General features: G+C 35.6%; 17 protein-coding genes and 1 pseudogene. 8 read left to right on the top strand and 10 right to left on the bottom strand.

What is annotated here, in order from left to right; translation table 11 throughout:
- Positions 1–33: 33 nt before the first annotated feature.
- The 5 genes from ACFIKN_RS01325 to ACFIKN_RS01305 all read right to left on the bottom strand — a co-directional run bounded on the left by ACFIKN_RS01325 (position 34) and on the right by ACFIKN_RS01305 (position 4892).
- Positions 34–744 carry an ABC transporter ATP-binding protein gene (locus tag ACFIKN_RS01325; RefSeq protein ID WP_273791026.1) on the bottom strand — a complete coding sequence of 237 codons (711 nt, stop codon included), beginning with the start codon at positions 742–744 and terminating at the stop codon, positions 34–36.
- The gene (locus tag ACFIKN_RS01320) at positions 731–1513 is read right to left on the bottom strand and encodes an ABC transporter ATP-binding protein (RefSeq protein WP_273791027.1); all 783 of its coding nucleotides are present in this window, start codon (positions 1511–1513) and stop codon (positions 731–733) included. Before ACFIKN_RS01320 ends, ACFIKN_RS01325 begins: the two co-directional genes overlap by 14 nt.
- Complete coding sequence (locus ACFIKN_RS01315; RefSeq protein ID WP_375657787.1) at positions 1510–2568, bottom strand: branched-chain amino acid ABC transporter permease; 1059 nt, start codon at positions 2566–2568, stop codon at positions 1510–1512. The genes ACFIKN_RS01320 and ACFIKN_RS01315 overlap by 4 nt, the downstream gene beginning before the upstream one ends.
- Entirely contained in the window at positions 2568–3644 is a 1077-nt protein-coding gene (locus ACFIKN_RS01310) for a branched-chain amino acid ABC transporter permease (RefSeq protein WP_273791029.1), read from the bottom strand. Before ACFIKN_RS01310 ends, ACFIKN_RS01315 begins: the two co-directional genes overlap by 1 nt.
- Before the next feature lie 114 nt (positions 3645–3758).
- Entirely contained in the window at positions 3759–4892 is a 1134-nt protein-coding gene (locus ACFIKN_RS01305) for an ABC transporter substrate-binding protein (protein ID WP_273791030.1), read from the bottom strand.
- Between the two features lie 323 nt (positions 4893–5215).
- Between ACFIKN_RS01305 and ACFIKN_RS01300 the strand changes: the two genes are divergently transcribed.
- The 4 genes from ACFIKN_RS01300 (at position 5216) to ACFIKN_RS01285 (ending at position 8154) form a co-directional block, all read left to right on the top strand.
- Positions 5216–5791 carry a cold-shock protein gene (locus ACFIKN_RS01300; RefSeq protein ID WP_273791031.1) on the top strand — a complete coding sequence of 192 codons (576 nt, stop codon included), beginning with the start codon at positions 5216–5218 and terminating at the stop codon, positions 5789–5791.
- Positions 5792–6042: 251 nt separating this feature from the next.
- A complete protein-coding gene (locus ACFIKN_RS01295) occupies positions 6043–6555 on the top strand; it encodes a DUF192 domain-containing protein (RefSeq protein ID WP_273791032.1) in 513 nt (170 codons plus the stop codon).
- Positions 6552–7325, top strand: coding sequence for an alpha/beta fold hydrolase (locus tag ACFIKN_RS01290; protein ID WP_273791033.1), 774 nt, complete (start codon positions 6552–6554; stop codon positions 7323–7325). The genes ACFIKN_RS01295 and ACFIKN_RS01290 overlap by 4 nt, the downstream gene beginning before the upstream one ends.
- A 616-nt stretch (positions 7326–7941) precedes the next feature.
- Positions 7942–8154 (top strand): DUF3126 family protein, encoded by a 213-nt coding sequence (locus ACFIKN_RS01285; RefSeq protein ID WP_375631125.1) that lies wholly within the window; start codon positions 7942–7944, stop codon positions 8152–8154.
- 43 nt (positions 8155–8197) lie between these two features.
- Here the strand turns inward: ACFIKN_RS01285 and radC are convergent, their stop codons facing one another.
- Genes radC through sfsA form a run of 3 tightly spaced genes read right to left on the bottom strand, consistent with a single transcriptional unit; the run spans position 8198 to position 10549 of the window.
- Positions 8198–8992 carry a DNA repair protein RadC gene (gene radC / locus ACFIKN_RS01280; RefSeq protein WP_273791035.1) on the bottom strand — a complete coding sequence of 265 codons (795 nt, stop codon included), beginning with the start codon at positions 8990–8992 and terminating at the stop codon, positions 8198–8200.
- 17 nt (positions 8993–9009) lie between these two features.
- Positions 9010–9840: a type I methionyl aminopeptidase gene (gene map / locus ACFIKN_RS01275; RefSeq protein WP_375638409.1), complete on the bottom strand. Its 831-nt coding sequence runs from the start codon at positions 9838–9840 to the stop codon at positions 9010–9012.
- Positions 9833–10549, bottom strand: coding sequence for a DNA/RNA nuclease SfsA (gene sfsA / locus ACFIKN_RS01270; RefSeq protein WP_273791037.1), 717 nt, complete (start codon positions 10547–10549; stop codon positions 9833–9835). The genes map and sfsA overlap by 8 nt, the downstream gene beginning before the upstream one ends.
- Before the next feature lie 278 nt (positions 10550–10827).
- Here sfsA and ACFIKN_RS01265 point away from each other — a divergent pair.
- The 4 genes and pseudogenes from ACFIKN_RS01265 (at position 10828) to ttcA (ending at position 14414) form a co-directional block, all read left to right on the top strand.
- Positions 10828–11665, top strand: a pseudogene (locus ACFIKN_RS01265) (RNA methyltransferase).
- Positions 11658–12485, top strand: a complete 828-nt coding sequence (murI, locus tag ACFIKN_RS01260) for a glutamate racemase (protein ID WP_273791039.1) — start codon at positions 11658–11660, stop codon at positions 12483–12485. Before ACFIKN_RS01265 ends, murI begins: the two are co-directional and overlap by 8 nt.
- A 170-nt stretch (positions 12486–12655) precedes the next feature.
- A complete protein-coding gene (rpsD, locus tag ACFIKN_RS01255; RefSeq protein ID WP_273722651.1) occupies positions 12656–13273 on the top strand; it encodes a 30S ribosomal protein S4 in 618 nt (205 codons plus the stop codon).
- A gap of 265 nt (positions 13274–13538) precedes the next feature.
- Positions 13539–14414 (top strand): tRNA 2-thiocytidine(32) synthetase TtcA, encoded by an 876-nt coding sequence (gene ttcA, locus ACFIKN_RS01250; protein ID WP_273791040.1) that lies wholly within the window; start codon positions 13539–13541, stop codon positions 14412–14414.
- A gap of 531 nt (positions 14415–14945) precedes the next feature.
- On the opposite strand, the gene rimO is transcribed toward ttcA, so the two are convergent.
- Positions 14946–16259: a 30S ribosomal protein S12 methylthiotransferase RimO gene (gene rimO / locus ACFIKN_RS01245; protein WP_375657786.1), complete on the bottom strand. Its 1314-nt coding sequence runs from the start codon at positions 16257–16259 to the stop codon at positions 14946–14948.
- A gap of 461 nt (positions 16260–16720) precedes the next feature.
- Positions 16721–17425: a transcriptional repressor LexA gene (gene lexA, locus ACFIKN_RS01240; protein ID WP_273791042.1), complete on the bottom strand. Its 705-nt coding sequence runs from the start codon at positions 17423–17425 to the stop codon at positions 16721–16723.
- Between the last annotated feature and the right edge of the window lie 365 nt (positions 17426–17790).

The following is a 17790-nucleotide window of genomic DNA, read 5'->3' as shown; positions in this document are numbered from 1 at the left end:
GGGAATGAGCTCTATTTCCTTAATTCGTAGTCTTTATCCACCAAGATAGGCTTCTTTAACACGCGAATCAGAGAGCATAGTTTTTCCTTCACCGTGAAATAAAATATGTCCTACCTCTAAAATATAAGCATAGTCAGCTATGGAAAGTGCCGCAAATGCATTTTGTTCAATAAGAAGAACAGTTTTTCCCATATCATTAATTTTTCGAATAATAGAAAAAATTTCTCGAACGAGAAGTGGCGCTAACCCCAACGAGGGTTCATCTAATATGACCATATCAGGATTGCTCATGAGTGCACGGCCCACAGCAACCATCTGTTGTTCACCACCTGACATTGTTCCTCCCAACTGTTTTGCTCTTTCACGTAGGCGCGGAAAAAGGTCAAATATCCATTCAATATCACGGGAAATTCCCTGCTTATCGTGACGAATATAAGCACCTAGATGAAGATTCTCTAAAACAGTGAGATGGGGCATGATACGTCGTCCTTCAGGACTTAGAGCAATCCCTAATCGCAAAATCTCTTCTGGTGATTTTTTAATAATAGATTTGCCATTATAGGTAATTTCTCCATAAACAGAGCGATTAAGTCCTGTAATAGAACGTACAATACTGCTTTTTCCTGCACCATTGGCTCCAATTAAAGTGACAATACTGCCCCGCTTTATGGACATAGAAAGATTTTGGACAGCTTTAATGGCGCCATAATGAACGTAAAGATTTTTTATTTTAAGAATATCCATAAACATCTCCGCCAAGATAAGCTTCAATAACTTTAGGGTTATTACGAATTTCATCTGGTGTACCATTGGCAATGCAACAGCCATATTCCATAACCAAAATATGTTGGCAAAGCCCCATAACCACTTTCATATCGTGCTCAATAAGAAGAATTGTAAGATCAAAGTCTTTTTGCACTTTTGCGATGAATTTTCTAAGATCTTCACTTTCTTGTGGATTCATGCCAGCAACAGGTTCATCAAGAAGAAGCAATTTGGGCTTTGTGGCTAACGCGCGTGCAATTTCTAGACGTCGTTGCACACCATAAGGTAAAGCTGTTGCCGATTGATTGGCAAGGTGATCAAGTTGTAGCTGTTCAAGGAGCTCCAAGGAATTTTTATAAACTTCCTTCTTTTCTTTCATTGCTTTTGAAAAAAATAGAGCTGAAGAAAACCAAGGATATTTTTGTCGAACATGCGCTCCTACCATAACATTCTGCAAAACCGTTAACCCTGAAAAAAGACGAATATTTTGAAATGTTCTGGCAATATGGCTTCTACAGATAATATAAGGAGACGCTCCAGAAATTTTTTTCTCATCAAAAAGAATGATGCCGCTTGTAGGAGCATAAAATCCAGAAATCATATTGAAAACTGTTGTTTTTCCAGCACCATTGGGACCAATTAACCCAGTAATACTTCCTCGTTTAATTGCCATATTAACATTATTTACAGCAACTAATCCGCCAAAACGCATTACAATATTATTGAGTGAAAGGATGTTGTCGTTCATAGCTTTCCCTCAGTATTAGAAAGCTTTTTGCGTGTCAAAAAGCTATAAATTCCATTCCATGAGAATTCTCGTTGTCCCATTAACCCTTTTCTCCAAAACAAGATAATTACCAGCAATAAAAGAGAAAAAACAACCATACGAAGTCCTGGGGTTTCTGGAATATGTATAAAACCTAAGTCAAATGGACTTTCAATAATACGAAGCCATTCAAGCATTACTGTAATAATAATGCTGCCAATAATGCTCCCTGTAATTGAACCGAGACCACCAGCAACAACAATCATCAAAATATTAAAAGTCAAAAGAAAATTAAACATTTTTGGATCAATGGTTGAAATAAGAGCCGCCATTAATGCGCCACCTATACCTGCAAAAAACGCTCCAACAGTAAAAGAAAAACTACGGTAGAAAAAAGCGTTAATTCCCATAGTTTTCGCAGCTATTTCATCATCACGGATAGCACGTAATACGTTACCAGTATTGCTTTGCAGTAAGAGGACAATAAAGAGAACAGTAAATGCTAGCCAACCGTAGTTCCACCATAATGTTGCATTTTGAGGTATTCCTTTGATTCCCAAAGAGCCATTTGTGAGCGATGTTGCGTTCGTAATGACAATGCGAATAATTTCTGCAAAACCTAATGTTGCAATTCCAAGATAATCACCACCAAGACGCAATATTGGTAAAGCAATTAATAAACCTACAACTGCAGCACACAAACCACTTATAACAACAGCTATAAAAAAAGGTAACTGTAAATGGTATAATGGTTCAGCAATAGGATCAAGAATCCACATCATTTCTTTTTGTTCAGGGGAAAGAAGTAAAATTGCGCAAACATAAGCACCAATAGCCATAAATCCAGCATGTCCAAGAGAAAACATACCTGTGAAACCGTAAATCAAATTAAGCGAAATTGCCAATATCGCATTAATAGCAATCAGATTTATGATACGAAGCGTATAGTCATTAAAATGGCTATCAGCATAAAATAAAAAACCTATAAAAACGAAAATACTTATACACGATAAAACAGTTGTCGCTGACTTCGCCATTAGATTTTCTCCTGACTTCTTTTACCCATTAATCCTGTGGGCAATATCAATAAAATCAGAATCAATAAAATGAAAGCGAAGGCATCTCGATATCCAGATAGCGCGGGAAAAAATGCGATAATCATAATTTCAATAAACCCTAATAACAATCCTCCCAACATTGCACCTGGTATCGAACCAATACCTCCGATAACAGCAGCGATAAATGCTTTGAGACCAGGAAGAACACCCATATAAGGCTGAATTTGAGGATAACGTAAAGACCACATAATGCCTGCTATGGCGGCAAGAGCTGAGCCTATTCCAAATGTAAACGCAATAACTTTATTGACAGATACACCCATCAAACGTGTTGTTTCAATATCATGGGAGATTGCGCGCATAGCAAGACCCGGTTTTGTTTTATGGATAATCCATAATAGTAATAAAATAAGAATTAATGACACAAAGGGAACGATCAAAGACATGGGAGCAATTCTGATGATACCATCTGCTCCTGATCCTAGATGCCATAAAAATGGTGTTACAAGAAAATCTGGCTGTTGTACACCTTTCGGAACACCACTAAAGAGTACAGTAGCAAGATTTTCAATAAAAAAAGAAACACCGATTGCACCGATAAGTGCCGAAATGCGCGGAGCATGGCGTAGAGGTTTATAAGCAAATTGATCAACAGCAACACCCACAGCACTTGTAATAAAAATGGAAAAACAAAGAGCTAAAACCCAAATCGGTGTAAAATCTTGTGGGGAAATTTTAAAATAATAAACAAATCCTAGCGCAAGAATTAAAAAAGTAGCAATCCAATAAATTGGAGGACGCCTTTTAAAGCCTATAAAGACCGAATAATAAACAAGAGCAGCAAGGAACAAAAGAAGAAAAGCTGCCCAAGCAGGCATAAAGCCAATTGTGGAAAAGAAAACAAAATATGCTCCCAGCATAAAGATATCACCGTGAGCAAAATTAATGAGTCTCAGTATACCGTAGACCATGGTGTAGCCAATAGCAATAAGCCCATAAAGAGATCCCAATGCCAGTGCATTAAAAAAGTACTGGATGAACATTTCAGTGCTCATCTCTCATCCTTCCACATTTGTTAATTTACATAGGACAATAAGAAATTTCTAAGTTTTTGGTTGAGAAAAAGATCCTCAACCAATTCTTGCATTTTAATAAGTACAACTTTTTAATTAAAAAGCAGGTTTAACTTCTTCTAAATAAACACGTTTTCCATCCTGTATTTTAATGATACCAATAGGAATTTTAGGATTATGATTTTCATCCATTGACATATCCCCAAAGGGGGTAGGAAAATCTTTTAATTGGCTAAGTGCGATAGTAATTTTTTCACGATCAGTGCTACCAGCATTTTCAATAGCCTTCATGAACATCATATAACTCGTGTATCCCAAAACAGAATTGATATTTGGTTCTTTGTCAGGGTAAGCTTTTTTCCATTCTTTTGTGAATTCTTGCGCAGCTACTGACATATTTGGCATATCCTCACTATAGGGAAGTGTCGTATGTAAGAAACCTTCTGCAGCTTTTCCTGCAATCGTAATGGTTTCTGGATTATCCATAGCATCTCCACCCATAATTTGAAACTTAGCCCCTAATTCTCGTGCTTGTTTCATGATGATAGCACCTTCAGAAAAGTAAGATGGAATGAATAAGATATCAGGTTTCTGGGCGATAATTTGCGTGAGAACAGCTGAAAAGTCCTGATCTCCAGAATTATAATTTAAATTTGAGATAACTTCACCCCCTAATTTTTTGAAAGCACGCGTAAAATAACTTGCAAGACCAATAGCATAATCGCTTGAAATATCTTTAAGGATAGCAGCCTTTTTTGCATGTAAAGTTTGGCTTACATAAGTTGCGATTCCTACTCCTTGATAGGAATCAATAAAGCAAGCACGAAAGTAATATTTTTTACCCTGTGTAACAAGGGGACTTGTTGAGGACGTTGCAATGGTTGGAGTCTTTGCCTTTTCAGATATTTCACCACCTGCTAACGAGAGCGAAGAACCATAGCTACCAATGATTCCACTCACTTTTTCACTTGCTGTTAAACGCATGACAGCATTAGCCGCTTCTACTTTATCAGACTTATTATCAATAATAACAAGTTCTACTTTACGTCCTAAAATTTCTGGAACTTTTTTATGGGCTAATTCTATACCTCTAATTTCAAGCTGACCTCCAAATGCATTTTGACCACTTAATGGAAGATAAACACCAATCTTAATAGGTTCACTCGCATAAACATTTGCTGTAAATGCCATAAATGCTGCGATTATCGTAAGGATTTTCTTCAATTGCATTGCGCATTTTCCTTAATTGAATTGTCGTTTTTTCACCTTATATTGAACTTCTTCATCATGCAAGTTACACATTAATCAAAATATCATTATGTAAAAAAACTTTTATATGACCTCTTTTGTAGGGCACTTCTTGTAAGGTATGTAAAGTGTACAATCAAATAGTTTTATAAATATTCATGTTGATATTCTCTGACATTAACATAGAAGATACGACAATGTGGGGAAATCTTATCTTGGGGCTTGCGTGTTGATACAAGAGCAATGTTTACTTAAACCTAGAGAATCAATATCGTACAATTTATAAGCTACAGGATCACGTTATTATGACGAGTAAGGATGCATTAAAGGATTGTTCCCCATCTGAGGATAGTATAGGTGCTTGTGGGGAGATTATCGAAATCAGTGGTGTCATTAAGTGGTTTGATGGTAGTAAGGGGTATGGATTTATTGTACCTGATTTACCTCATTTCCCCGATATATTATTGCATGTTACAGTAATGCGAAGGGATGGTTTTCAAACAGCTTTGGAGGGAGCTAAAGTCATTTGTGCTGTGGAAAAAACTGAACGAGGATTAAAGTGCGTTCAGGTGAAATCCATAGATTGTTCTTCAGCAATTCATCCATCAGAAGTTCCAGCCCGTACCCATGTTGTTGTTACTCCAGAAAGTGGACTAGAACGAGCAATTGTTAAATGGTTTAATCGTGACAAAGGATACGGTTTTCTTAGCCGTGGGCAAGGAACGGAAGATATTTTTATTCATATGGAAACATTGCGCCGTTTTGGTTTAGCAGAGCTTCGTTCCGGTCAAGTTGTTCTTGTACGTTTTGGTAAAGGAGAAAAAGGTTTAATGACAGCAGAGATTTATCCGGATATAGGCATTCCTTTAGCTACGCATTAAATTTCACGAGTGAAATCAGTATGTTTTCTGTATTTTTAAAGGTGATTGTTTCATAAATTGCTATAGAAGTAGATTTTTAAAGAAAATATAGCTCTCGTGAATCTATAAACCAAATGAAGGAAATTGTGCATATTACGTTGAAAGAAACTAGAAAATAACAAGGAAGCAATTCTCTTGTTTTTTGACTTTTAAACTCTGGTACTTTTTATTTTATAAACAAAATTTAAAATTTTTCTGTGGTGGAGACAAGAATGTTAAAGCCTTTTAAAAAGGGGCATATTGTTTTATTGGTGATGCTTTTTATGCTAGATATGCGTGTTGTTGTAGCAAAGGAGCCCATAGAGATTCCTGTGCATCCGATTCCTTTAGAAATACATACAAAGCAAGGTCCGGTTTTTTATAAGGTAGAGATTGCTTTTACGCCATCTCAAGCAGCAGCTGGTTTAATGTATCGAACTGATTTTCCACGCGATCGTGCAATGCTCTTTAAGCAGCTAAAAAGTTCTCAATCGGGAGATGAGCAGAAAATTTTTATGTGGATGGCAAATACCCCTTTACCTTTAGATATGATTTTTTTAAACTCTGAGGGAATTATTGTATCGATTGTTGAAAATACTTCTCCATTTTCAACAAAGACCATTTCATCAGAAGTTCCTGCAGCTTTTGCACTTGAGATTAACGCTGGTGAAATTTCTGAAAAAAAGATACAAAAAGGGCAACGTGTTATTCATCCTGTGCTTTGTGGAAAGTGCAATAAAAAATGACCGCTGAAGATATTCGTTTTTTTGAATATAATGGTTTGCGATTTGCTTATCGAGAAGAAGGGCAGGGCGCGCCTATTTTGTTGATCCATGGTTTTGGATCTTCTGCACGGGTGAATTGGTATGCAACGGGTTGGTTTCGTATTCTCACTGAAGCAGGATATCGTGTTATTGCTCTTGATAATCGCGGTCACGGAGATTCAGTTAAAAGTTATGATCCTGTCTTTTATACACCTCAAGCTATGGCTGGCGACGCTGTAAAGTTACTACAGCATTTAGAGTTATCTAAAGCTCATGTTATGGGATATTCTATGGGGGCTCGTATTAGTGCTTTTATGGCTCTTTTGCATCCAACATATGTACACAGTGTTATTTTTGGTGGTTTAGGTATTGGTATGGTGACGGGAGCAGGAAATTGGGAGCCCGTTGCTGAGGCCCTTTTAGCAGAAGATATTTCCACCATTACCAATGCACGCGGTTTAATGTTCCGTAAATTTGCAGATCAAACGAAAAGCGATAGACGTGCTCTTGCTGCTTGTATCATTACATCAAAACAGGAGTTAACGGCGTCTGAAGTTTACAAAATCAAACAACCAGCACTTGTTGCTGTTGGTTCATTAGATGAAATTGGCGGTGCTGCAGAGCCATTGGCAGCCTTGTTGCCTTGTGGTGAAGCTATATCAATTCCTGATCGAGATCATATGCTTGCTGTAGGCGATAAAGTTTATAAAAAAGGTGTTATCGATTTTCTTTCTCGTTATCCTATAAAATAAGAATTCTTCATAGCTTTTAGAATTTACAGAAATACCCAATATTTTTATCTCGTATAAATTAAAAAAGCTTATTTAAAAATCTTTCTTTTGTGACATAAGTTTTTATAAAGAATGAAAAGAAAAATAAACTCTTATTAGCTTATTTTGTATATTTTTCAGAGATGTAACTCTTCTAAGATTAGATAATTATACTTTAAAAGTTATTAAAAAGAATTATTTTTGAATGATGTAATAAATATTTTTTGCTAAAAAATGTAGTTTTAAATAAAAAAATATTGTTATTTATATTTTTTATAAAAGGAACAAAATTATAAATTATTGATCAATTTATTCTTACGAATATGCATTCTAAATACAGATGCTAAAATTGGAGATAAAGTAAAATTATTAAAAATATACAGTTTTTTTGCCATTTTTTAATCTATACGGGTATATTTAATAATGATAGACTCTTTTTGTAAACGTTCTTTATGAATTTATAAAGAACGTTGTAAATATATGTAACATTAAGTAAATATTCAGATTATGCTTTTTTACTGACTTTACAGAATCATAAGAGTGTCTTATTTGCGCGACACGCAATTATTTTAATCGTTTCAAAAAACAGGAGAGCATAGTGAATGCTGATGAAATAAAAAAACTTGATCATTATTTTAAAAATATATTCCAAAACTCAGCATTGCAAGTCAGAGCACGGCCTAAAAAGAGTGATTCTTGTGAGGTTTATATGGGAGATGAGTTTTTAGGCATTATCTATCGAGATGATGATGAAGAAGAGCTCTCCTATAATTTCTCAATGGCTATATTAGATATTGATTTAGAAAATTGATTTGTTATTCATAGTTGAATGAAGTCTTTTTATCCCATAAGATTTATATAAGTTTTAACGCTTTAAAGCTCGTATGGTTATTTCGTGCAATAATAAGATGGTCATGGATAATAATGCCTAATGCATTTGCTGCATCTTTTAATCTATATGTCATTGTTATATCTGCATCAGAGGGAGTGGAATCGCCAGAAGGGTGATTGTGGACTAAGATAAGTCCTGAGGCGGATAACTCTAAAGCGCGAGAAATAACTTCACGAGGATAAACAGGGGTATGATCAATGGTTCCAGTTTGTTGCACCTCATCAGCAAGCAAGCCGTTTTTCTTATCAAGAAACAAAATACGAAATTGTTCACGTGTTTCGTGAGCCATAACAGCTTTACAATAAGCTAAAACTTTATCCCATGATGAAAAAATATCGCGTTTAAACAATTGCGCACGAGCAAGACGTCCAGCAACATCTGAAATAATTTTTAAATCAATTGCAGTGGCGGGACCACATCCTGGAATTTCTTGAAGTCGGTGAATGTCCGCTCCCAACACATCAGCTAATGAACCAAAACGCGCTATCAAATTTTTAGCTATGGGTTTTGTGTTTGCACGGGGTATTGTGCGAAAAAGCAATAATTCAAGATACTCATAATCTTCAATTGCATTTCCTTTTGACTTTAAATAGCGCTTCCGAAGACGTTCACGATGTCCTTGATAATGTTTATGAAGCTGTGCGTTTTTCTGAGGCTCTTCACTTTTTCTTTCTGATACTGGGGTGAGTGGAGAACTCGATGTTAATGCAAAGTGATTACTTTGAGTACCTTCCTTTTGATTTAATTTTTTAGCCATAACATCTCTACGTTGCGTTAGGTATGCGAATTTGGAATATAAAAAATATTTTTAGGAGATTGCGTAAATATTTCATATCCTTCATTTGTCACACCAATTGTATGTTCATATTGTGCTGTCAGAGAACGGTCACGGGTAACAGCAGTCCAACCGTCAGATAAAATCTTAACTTGTGGTTTACCAAGGTTAATCATAGGCTCAATTGTAAACATCATACCTTGTTTTAATTCGACTCCTTCTCCAGGGGCTCCATAATGGAGGATATTAGGAGCATCATGAAAAAGCTGGCCGATACCATGTCCGCAAAAGTCTCTCACAATTGAACAGCGTTCAGATTCTGCATACTGTTGAATGGCTGCCCCGATATCACCTGTCGTTGCTCCAGGCTTAACGACAGCGATTCCTTTCATAAGACTTTCATAGGTTATTTTTAGCAAGCGTTCTGCTGCACGCCTAATTTTTCCAACAGGATACATTCGGCTTGAATCCCCATGCCAACCATCAAGGATAAAGGTTACATCAACATTTACAATATCACCTTCTTGCAAAGGTCTTTTATTGGGAATGCCATGGCAGACAACGTGATTGATAGATGTACAGCATGAATGGCTGTATCCATGATAATTTAGATCAGCAGGAAGTGCTCCTCGCTTAGCACCAAAAACGAATACAAAATCATCAATTTCTTGCGTAGTAACGCCCGGCTTAATAATATCCGTAAGCGCATCAAGGCATTCTGCAGCAATACGACCAACTTCACGCATTTTAGCAAAAGCATAATCATCGAAAATGCGGATTTTTCCATTAAATTTTAAAGGGATTTTATTATATTCGATATACTCAGTCATTGTTTCTTCTATTTTCTATTTTTACTCTCTGAATCGGAAAAATGCCTTCTACACTTACATGACACTTTACAGCATAACATTCTACCCCTGATTTTAATGCTAAATCAAACTTACGTCCATAGAGTGGATCAAGATCATGACAAATTGTAAAAGCTGTGCAATCTTCTCGTTGAATAATATAAAGCATAGCAGCTCGTTTTCCTTGTTGTACAACTCCTATGAGCTCATCAAGGTGACGTGCACCACGTTTTGTTTCGCTATCAGGAAATTCTGCTAATCCTTTCTGACGAATAAAATGAACATTTTTGACTTCTAGGTAACAATCAGGAAGAATGTCATCTTGTAAAAGAAAGTCAATTCGTGATTGTGTCCCATAGCGTTGTTCTTTTAAAATTGTTTTATATCCACTTAATTCTGGTAGTAATCCGTTTTGAATTGCCTCTAACGCAAGCTTATTGGGTAAAGAAGTATTAATGCCAACCAAAGTATTATCGGCTTCAATAATTTCTAATTGATAGGCATATTTTCGTTTGATGTCGTTATGATAAGAAAGCCAAATATTGGAGTTGAAAGCTGTTAATCCAAGCATTGATCCTGTATTAGGTACAGACACGGTGAGGACATGCTGATCATCTTGTTGAACATCTGCAAGGAAACGTTTATAACGACGGATAAGCTTTGCAGGAAAAAGTTTGGGAATAAAGTGCATATCCCTTTTTAGGATTTATGATTTCATAATTCAACTGAGATTATGATTTGCAGGGGCTGTTTCCTATTAAAAGTAGATAAAATTGATGTAAAAAACGCTACGATATCGTTCACTTTAATGGCTTTTAAAATTTATTATTAGGTTTAGAAACTATTATCTTTGAATGAAAAGATAACATTGTCTATAATTTATTATTAAACAGCATTAGAGTATTGTGAAAAAGGTTTCGTAAAAAATAGTGGAGAGGGAGATAGTTTAAGTGAAACTAGGTAAGATTGATGGCAGGAACGAATAAGAATCGTGAAAATTTAACAAATGGTCCCATTATTATTTTAGTTGAACCGCAGCTTCCTGAAAACATTGGTATGGTCGCAAGGGCAATGGCGAATTTTGGGCTTTCTAAGCTTCGATTAGTCAAACCTCGAGAAATGTTTCCAAATGAAAAAGCTAGAGCTGCTGCAAGTAAAGCTGATCATGTCATTAACAATGCTGTGATTTTTAACACATTGCGTGATTCAATTGCAGATTTACACTATGTTTTTGCCACAACAGCACGTGAAAGATGTGGATTTAAAACTGTAAAAAGTGCTGTCGAAGCAGCAAGCGTATTACGTCAGCGTGAAAGTATCGGACATAAGACAGGTATTGTCTTTGGAAGAGAGAGATGGGGACTAGAAAATGATGAAATCAGCCTTGTTGATGAAATTATTACTTTTCCAGTTAATCCTGCTTTTGCGTCACTTAATATTGCGCAAGCGGTTCTTTTAATGTCTTACGAATGGATGAAAACTGGTTTAGAGAATGTCAGCGATACGGCATTTCGTGCCGCAGAGATGGAACCTGCAAATAAAACAATATTTCATGGTTTTTTATCTCAGTTAGAAGAGGCTTTGAATATCCGTGGGTATTTTAGACCCCCAGAACGCAAAGAAGTAATGCTTGCAAATTTGCGCTCTGTTTTTACGCGCGCTAACTTTAGTGAACCTGAGGTTCGTTTATTGCGAGGCATTATATCTTCTTTGGATCATTTTTCGCCACAATATCCACGGGGGAGTAGAGCACCTGAAGAACGTGATCGTAAAAAAATTAAAAATAAGTGTGAAAACTAATGGATGAACGACCTGTTCTTTTTTTTGATAGCGGTATTGGTGGTTTAACAGTGTTTAGGGAAGCGCGTATTCTTATTCCTGAAATGCAATTTATCTATGTTGCTGATGATGCAGGATTTCCTTATGGAAATTGGAAAGAAAATATTTTGAAAGAGCGTATTTTGAAGATTTTTACAAATCTTTTAACACGCTACAATCCAGCTTTATGTGTGATTGCTTGCAACACTGTTTCTACACTGATGATAGCAGATTTACGACAGAATTTTCCTCATGTCCCTTTTGTAGGAACGGTTCCTGCAATTAAATCAGCTGCAGAACAAACAAAATCTGGTTTTATTTCCGTATTAGCGACTCCTGGAACAGTTAAACGTGCTTATACAAATGAATTAATTAACTCTTTTGCTGGACAGTGTCATGTTCAGCTTGTGGGAAGTAAAAAGCTGGCTGGACTTGCTGAAGATTATTTACGGGGAAAATCTATCGATTCAGAAGAGTTAAGAAAAGAAATCCTGCCATGTTTTGTGGAAAAAAATGGACAATATACGGATGTTATTGTTTTAGCCTGCACACATTATCCTTTTTTGATTAATTTCTTTCGTGAACATGCTTTATGGTCCGTTGAGTGGATTGATCCGGCGAAAGCGATCGCCAAACATATCAGATCTTTATTACCATTGTCGGGAGAAATACACCATCAATATATAAAGAAATATCAAGATTTTGCGTTGTTGACATCGAAAAATATCACTTCTTTAACGGAGAATTTGTTTAAAGGATTTGGCTTAAAACTCATGAAAGGAGTTGACTTTGGGTTACGAGACCAATAATGATGATCTGGCTATTTTTTCAAGAAAATAGCATTAATTGACGTGTCCCGTGGATAACTTTGCATATTGATATGTTAAGGTATTCTGTCAGTCTTTAGTATTTAAAGGCAGAGGAGGGCGCGTTTCCTTGGGATCTTAAGATCTCGTGTTTTATTTTATAAGGAAATGCGATGAGTAAACGCGAAACAACAAAGTATAAAATTGACCGTCGTATGGGAGAAAATATTTGGGGGCGTCCAAAATCTCCTGTCAATCGTCGTGATTATGGTCCAGGTCAGCATGGACAGCGTCGTAAAGGAAAACTTTCTGACTATGGGGTGCAGTTGCGCGCTAAACAGAAATTGAAAGGGTTTTATGGAGATATTTCAGAAAAACAATTTCATAAAACCTATGAAGAGGCTGCTCGTCGACGGGGCGATACTGGCGAAAATCTTATCGGTCTGTTAGAATCACGTTTGGATGCTGTTGTTTATCGTGCAAAATTCGTACCTACGATTTTTGCTTCTCGCCAATTTATCAATCACGGTCATGTTAATGTCAATGGGCGGCGCACAAATATTCAATCTTATCGTTGTAAACCAGGTGATGTTATTGAGGTTCGGGAAAAATCGAAACAACTTGTTTTAGTATTAGAATCAGTGCAATTGGCAGAACGTGATGTCCCTGATTATATTGAAGCAGATCATAAACAGATGAAAGCAACCTTTACGCGTATTCCTGCTTTTGCAGATGTTCCTTATGCTGTGCAAATGGAACCTAATTTGGTTGTTGAATTTTATTCTCGATAATTTTTCTGTAAGAGAAATTGTTTCTCTCTTCTAGTATGATAACTTCAAAATATTGTGTTATTCTTACAATATTTGAAGTTAATAAGTTCTTTTTGTAAATGGTTCTATATTAAGTTTATTGCTATGTTTTATAGTCATAAATTTGTATAGTTCCATTTCTTTTTTGTGTATCTAATTTATAAATTCAAAAAACATAAATGTAAGCTTGCTTTAATATTTTTTTATCTTTGCAAAACGAGCTGTTACTTATGCAGGATATGGTATTATGAATGATGTTCCAGTTGAATATCAAGTAATAGAAGAAAACGAAGGGAGAGATGATCCTTTAATAAGCGAAGCAGATAATTGTCATCCAATGTTTCGTGTTGCTCCTTCAAGCGTAGAATTTAATAAATTACGCAAACGACTTTTACGTCATATGCGACAAGCTTTGGATGATTTTTCTATGCTCTCTACAGGAGAAAAATGGCTTGTTGCTTTATCGGGTGGAAAAGACTCTTATGGTTTATTAGCGCTTCTTTTAGACTTAAAGTGGCGAGGTCTTTTATCCGTTGAAATTCTTGCCTGTAATCTTGATCAAGGGCAACCAGGATTCCCTAAGCATATTCTTCCAGACTTTTTAAGTTCTTATAAAATTCCATATCGTATTGAATATCAGGATACTTATTCCATTGTTACAGATAAATTGGCAGAGTCGCAGACATATTGTTCACTTTGTTCTCGATTACGACGTGGTAATCTCTATCGTATTGCACGTGAAGAGGGATGTTCTGCATTAGTTTTAGGTCATCATCGTGATGATGTTTTAGAAACATTTTTTATGAATTTGTTTCACGGTGGCCGATTAGCTGCCATGCCTGGAAAACTTAAAAATGATGAAGGAGATCTTTTTGTGTTACGTCCTCTTGTTTATGCTGCTGAGGAAGATATGGAAAAATTTTCTCAAGCAATGCAATTTCCGATTATTCCTTGTAATCTTTGCGGTAGTCAAGATGGTTTACAACGTAATGCCATGAAAGAAATGCTGAAAAATATAGAAAGACAAATGCCAGGACGTAAAGATACGATGATTCGCGCTTTAACAAATGTACGCCCAAGTCATTTGCTTGATAAGAAATTCTTTGATTTTAAAACGTGTTAATAAAAATTAGATATTTAAAAAAATAAGTTCAAAGAGTTTAAGATAAGATACTTATTTATAATGATAATTTATTGTTTTTTAATTTAAATACCGTCAGATTGTTTTGTTTCAAATTCTCTTATATTGCATCTATAAAAAACATCTGCCTGCATATCACAAAGGAAATTCTCGTGTGCATCAAACTCTCTTGAAAAAAATTTCCTTTCACTAACCAATGACTGTCGCAATATCAAAAATAGGAAAATAGTACGGTTGTTAATTTTCTCTTTTGTTAATTAAAAATGGTGAACCTTGTGGATTTTATTTTATTCTGTTGCGCCGCCGTCACCGTCATTTAAGGCATTAAATTAAGAGAATATATAACTGCTTGATATTTTGGGAGTGTATAGCAACACTCAGGGCAAGAATTGCTCGTAAATTCTCATGAAGTGAGTTACATAAGTGATCAAGTTCGATTGTGAGTAGCCGACCTTTTATAAACCAATGCTGATAGAAATCTTCATCATTGAGGACAGAGAAGGAGTTAAATTTTTAAACGGCTATACCATAAAGGTCATAGGCATCCGATTGTTCGATTTTAACGGTGACAAATTCACCAACACGCAGTGGGCGTCGTGATGATATATGGACAACACCATCTATTTCTGGAGCATCGTACTGACTACGTCCTTTGGCAACTTTTCCTTGACTTTCATCAATAAGAACTTGGAGTCTTTTTCCAATTTTTTTCTTTAAAAGATGTGTAGAAATTTGTTGTTGTTTTGCCATAAAACGATGCCAGCGGTTTTCTTTTACCTCTTCAGGAATATTTTCTAATCCCAAATCATTTGCGGCAGCTCCTTTTACTTCTTCATATTTAAAGCACCCAGCGCGTTCAATTTTTGCTTCTTCTAGCCATTCTAGAAGTATATTAAAATCTTCATTCGTTTCACCAGGAAAACCAACAATAAATGTTGATCGCAAAGTAAGATCTGGACAGATTTTCCGCCATTTTTCAATTCTACGGTTTGTTTTTTCCATAAGTGCGGGACGCTTCATGTGACGCAAAACAGCCGGTGATGCATGCTGAAAAGGAATATCCAGATAAGGAAGAATTTTTTTTGCAGCCATAAGTTCGATAACTTCATCAACATGGGGATAAGGATAAACGTAATGCATACGTATCCAAATACCCATATCGCCTAGTTCGCGACAAAGATCAAAGAATTTCGTTTTGATTGTACGATCTTTCCAAGAATTTTCGAGATATTTAAGATCAACACCATAAGCACTCGTATCTTGTGAAATAACCAAAAGTTCTTTTACACCCGCTTGCACGAGTTTTTCAGCTTCACGAAGAACATCGCTGATGGGACGTGAAGTGAGATTACCACGCAGAGTAGGGATGATACAAAAACTACACTGGTTAGAGCATCCTTCAGAAATCTTTAAGTAGGCGTAATGGCGAGGTGTTAAACGAATACCTTGGGGAGGAACTAAATCAAGAAAAGGATCATGAATTGGAGGAATTGCTGTATGAACAGCTTCTATAACGCTTTCATAAGCTTGCGGTCTTGTAATAGCCAATACATTAGGATATGTTTGGCGAATAGCATCAGGATCAGCACCAAGACACCCTGTTACAATAACTTTTCCATTTTTTTTAAGAGCTTCATCAATATTGGCTAATGATTCTTTCCTTGCCGAGTCAAGAAAACCACAGGTATTCACAATAACGACATCAGCTCCTTGATGTTGACGTGAAATTTCATACCCTTCAGAGCGAAGGCGTGTAATAATTCGCTCAGAATCTACGAGTGCTTTTGGGCATCCGAGGGAGACAAAACTAATACGAGGTGCTACCATGATGATCCTACAATTACTATGAATGATTCAGTTACGTTTTTATTAACTTAAAAATAATGTTCTTTATTTTTATACCTATGCAATACAGTCTGTTACAAAGTTATTTGATTTTTTTCTACAAAATTTTATGTGTTTTTATGCATGCATACAATTTTGTTTTATTATATCGTAAAATTCCATCATTGAGGACGAGGATATAAGGCTGCTTTCTTAAAAGCATTCAAGTTCTTTTCAAAGTACGTGGTGAATATTTTAAAGCTTACTTGCCAAGCCTTGACATAAGTGAAGAACAATGGAGGGAAGGGAAAGTGAAATCCGCTCGATAAGGATCTGGATTGTTTATAAACCGAATTGGGGGCATCCTTTGGCTGTGGAGAAGAAGTCAATTGCGTGTGGCACAATAAAAAAATACTCAACAGCTTCTTATTGCGATATATATCGCGTACTATAAGGTTTATTTTTTAATATTTGCGAATAAGTCCGGTAAGTTTGCCTTGTATTTCTACACGCTCAGATTCGTATGTCCGTACTTCATAATGAGGATTTGCAGCTTCTAATGCAATAGAAGCTCCTTTGCGTCGATAACGTTTTAATGTTGCTTCTTTTTTATCAATAAACGCAACAATAATTTCACCTGTTATTGCTGTATTTTGACGTTTCACAATGATCGTATCTTTATCAAAGATACCAGCCTCCATCATAGAATCATCTTTAACTTCTAATGCGTAGTGCTCACCTGTATTAACCATATCGAGTGGAAGAGAAAGGCTGTTTATTTGCTGCAGTATAGCAGAGGCGGGTACGCTTGCAGAAATACGTCCCATAATAGGAATGGTGATATTTTTTTTTTCTTCTTCATCAAAGGGACTCAAGCTTTTTGATATTTCCCTTTTATTTCTTTCTATTATACTGGGAGAAATTTTACGTGCTAAAGAAAGGTTAAATGTTATTTTCTCAGGAAGTCGAATTACCTCCACAGCACGAGCACGATTGGGCAAACGACGTATAAAACCTCTTTGTTCTAAGGCTATAATGAGCTTATGAATACCAGACTTTGAAGAAAGTTCTAATGCATTTTTCATTTCTTCAAAAGAAGGAGGAACACCAGTTTCTTTTATATGGTTATGAATAAACAAGAGTAGCTCATACTGTTTACATGTTAGCATTCAATATTCCAATCAAAATAATAAAAATTATTAAAGTAAAAATACATGTATATATAAAACTTTTACAATTTTTATCGCCAAATCAAAATTATTTTCTTTATTTTTGATCTTATCGTTTAATAAATAAATATGTTTATTTATAGATATATTTAAATTATTATTTATATACTATATAGCTACATTAATATTAAATAATGTATAAAATACTTTATAGTTCTGACTGAATTATCTAACACCAAATTTTATGACCAGTATTATCCTTTTCTTCTAAAAATATATCTACATGTTTTGTAATTTCTGATATAAAAAAGTTAAATAGAAGGTATTCTATATATTTAGAACTCTCTATGGGTATTTAAAATCAT

It is taken from the genome of Bartonella sp. CL436QHHD, from assembly GCF_042195105.1.
Classification (GTDB): domain Bacteria; phylum Pseudomonadota; class Alphaproteobacteria; order Rhizobiales; family Rhizobiaceae; genus Bartonella.
Note: the sequence above shows the minus strand (reverse complement) of the source record. Positions and strands in the feature narration are given on the sequence as shown.

What these genes read in the sequence shown, in the direction of transcription:
- ACFIKN_RS01325 (WP_273791026.1), bottom strand. Translation starts at nt 744, where the DNA reads ATGGATATTCTTAAAATAAAAAATCTTTACGTTCATTATGGCGCCATT.
- ACFIKN_RS01320 (WP_273791027.1), bottom strand. Translation starts at nt 1,513, where the DNA reads ATGAACGACAACATCCTTTCACTCAATAATATTGTAATGCGTTTTGGC.
- ACFIKN_RS01315 (WP_375657787.1), bottom strand. Translation starts at nt 2,568, where the DNA reads ATGGCGAAGTCAGCGACAACTGTTTTATCGTGTATAAGTATTTTCGTT.
- ACFIKN_RS01310 (WP_273791029.1), bottom strand. Translation starts at nt 3,644, where the DNA reads ATGAGCACTGAAATGTTCATCCAGTACTTTTTTAATGCACTGGCATTG.
- ACFIKN_RS01305 (WP_273791030.1), bottom strand. Translation starts at nt 4,892, where the DNA reads ATGCAATTGAAGAAAATCCTTACGATAATCGCAGCATTTATGGCATTT.
- ACFIKN_RS01300 (WP_273791031.1), top strand. Translation starts at nt 5,216, where the DNA reads ATGACGAGTAAGGATGCATTAAAGGATTGTTCCCCATCTGAGGATAGT.
- ACFIKN_RS01295 (WP_273791032.1), top strand. Translation starts at nt 6,043, where the DNA reads ATGTTAAAGCCTTTTAAAAAGGGGCATATTGTTTTATTGGTGATGCTT.
- ACFIKN_RS01290 (WP_273791033.1), top strand. Translation starts at nt 6,552, where the DNA reads ATGACCGCTGAAGATATTCGTTTTTTTGAATATAATGGTTTGCGATTT.
- radC (WP_273791035.1), bottom strand. Translation starts at nt 8,992, where the DNA reads ATGGCTAAAAAATTAAATCAAAAGGAAGGTACTCAAAGTAATCACTTT.
- map (WP_375638409.1), bottom strand. Translation starts at nt 9,840, where the DNA reads ATGACTGAGTATATCGAATATAATAAAATCCCTTTAAAATTTAATGGA.
- sfsA (WP_273791037.1), bottom strand. Translation starts at nt 10,549, where the DNA reads ATGCACTTTATTCCCAAACTTTTTCCTGCAAAGCTTATCCGTCGTTAT.
- murI (WP_273791039.1), top strand. Translation starts at nt 11,658, where the DNA reads ATGGATGAACGACCTGTTCTTTTTTTTGATAGCGGTATTGGTGGTTTA.
- rpsD (WP_273722651.1), top strand. Translation starts at nt 12,656, where the DNA reads ATGAGTAAACGCGAAACAACAAAGTATAAAATTGACCGTCGTATGGGA.
- ttcA (WP_273791040.1), top strand. Translation starts at nt 13,539, where the DNA reads ATGAATGATGTTCCAGTTGAATATCAAGTAATAGAAGAAAACGAAGGG.
- rimO (WP_375657786.1), bottom strand. Translation starts at nt 16,259, where the DNA reads ATGGTAGCACCTCGTATTAGTTTTGTCTCCCTCGGATGCCCAAAAGCA.
- lexA (WP_273791042.1), bottom strand. Translation starts at nt 17,425, where the DNA reads ATGCTAACATGTAAACAGTATGAGCTACTCTTGTTTATTCATAACCAT.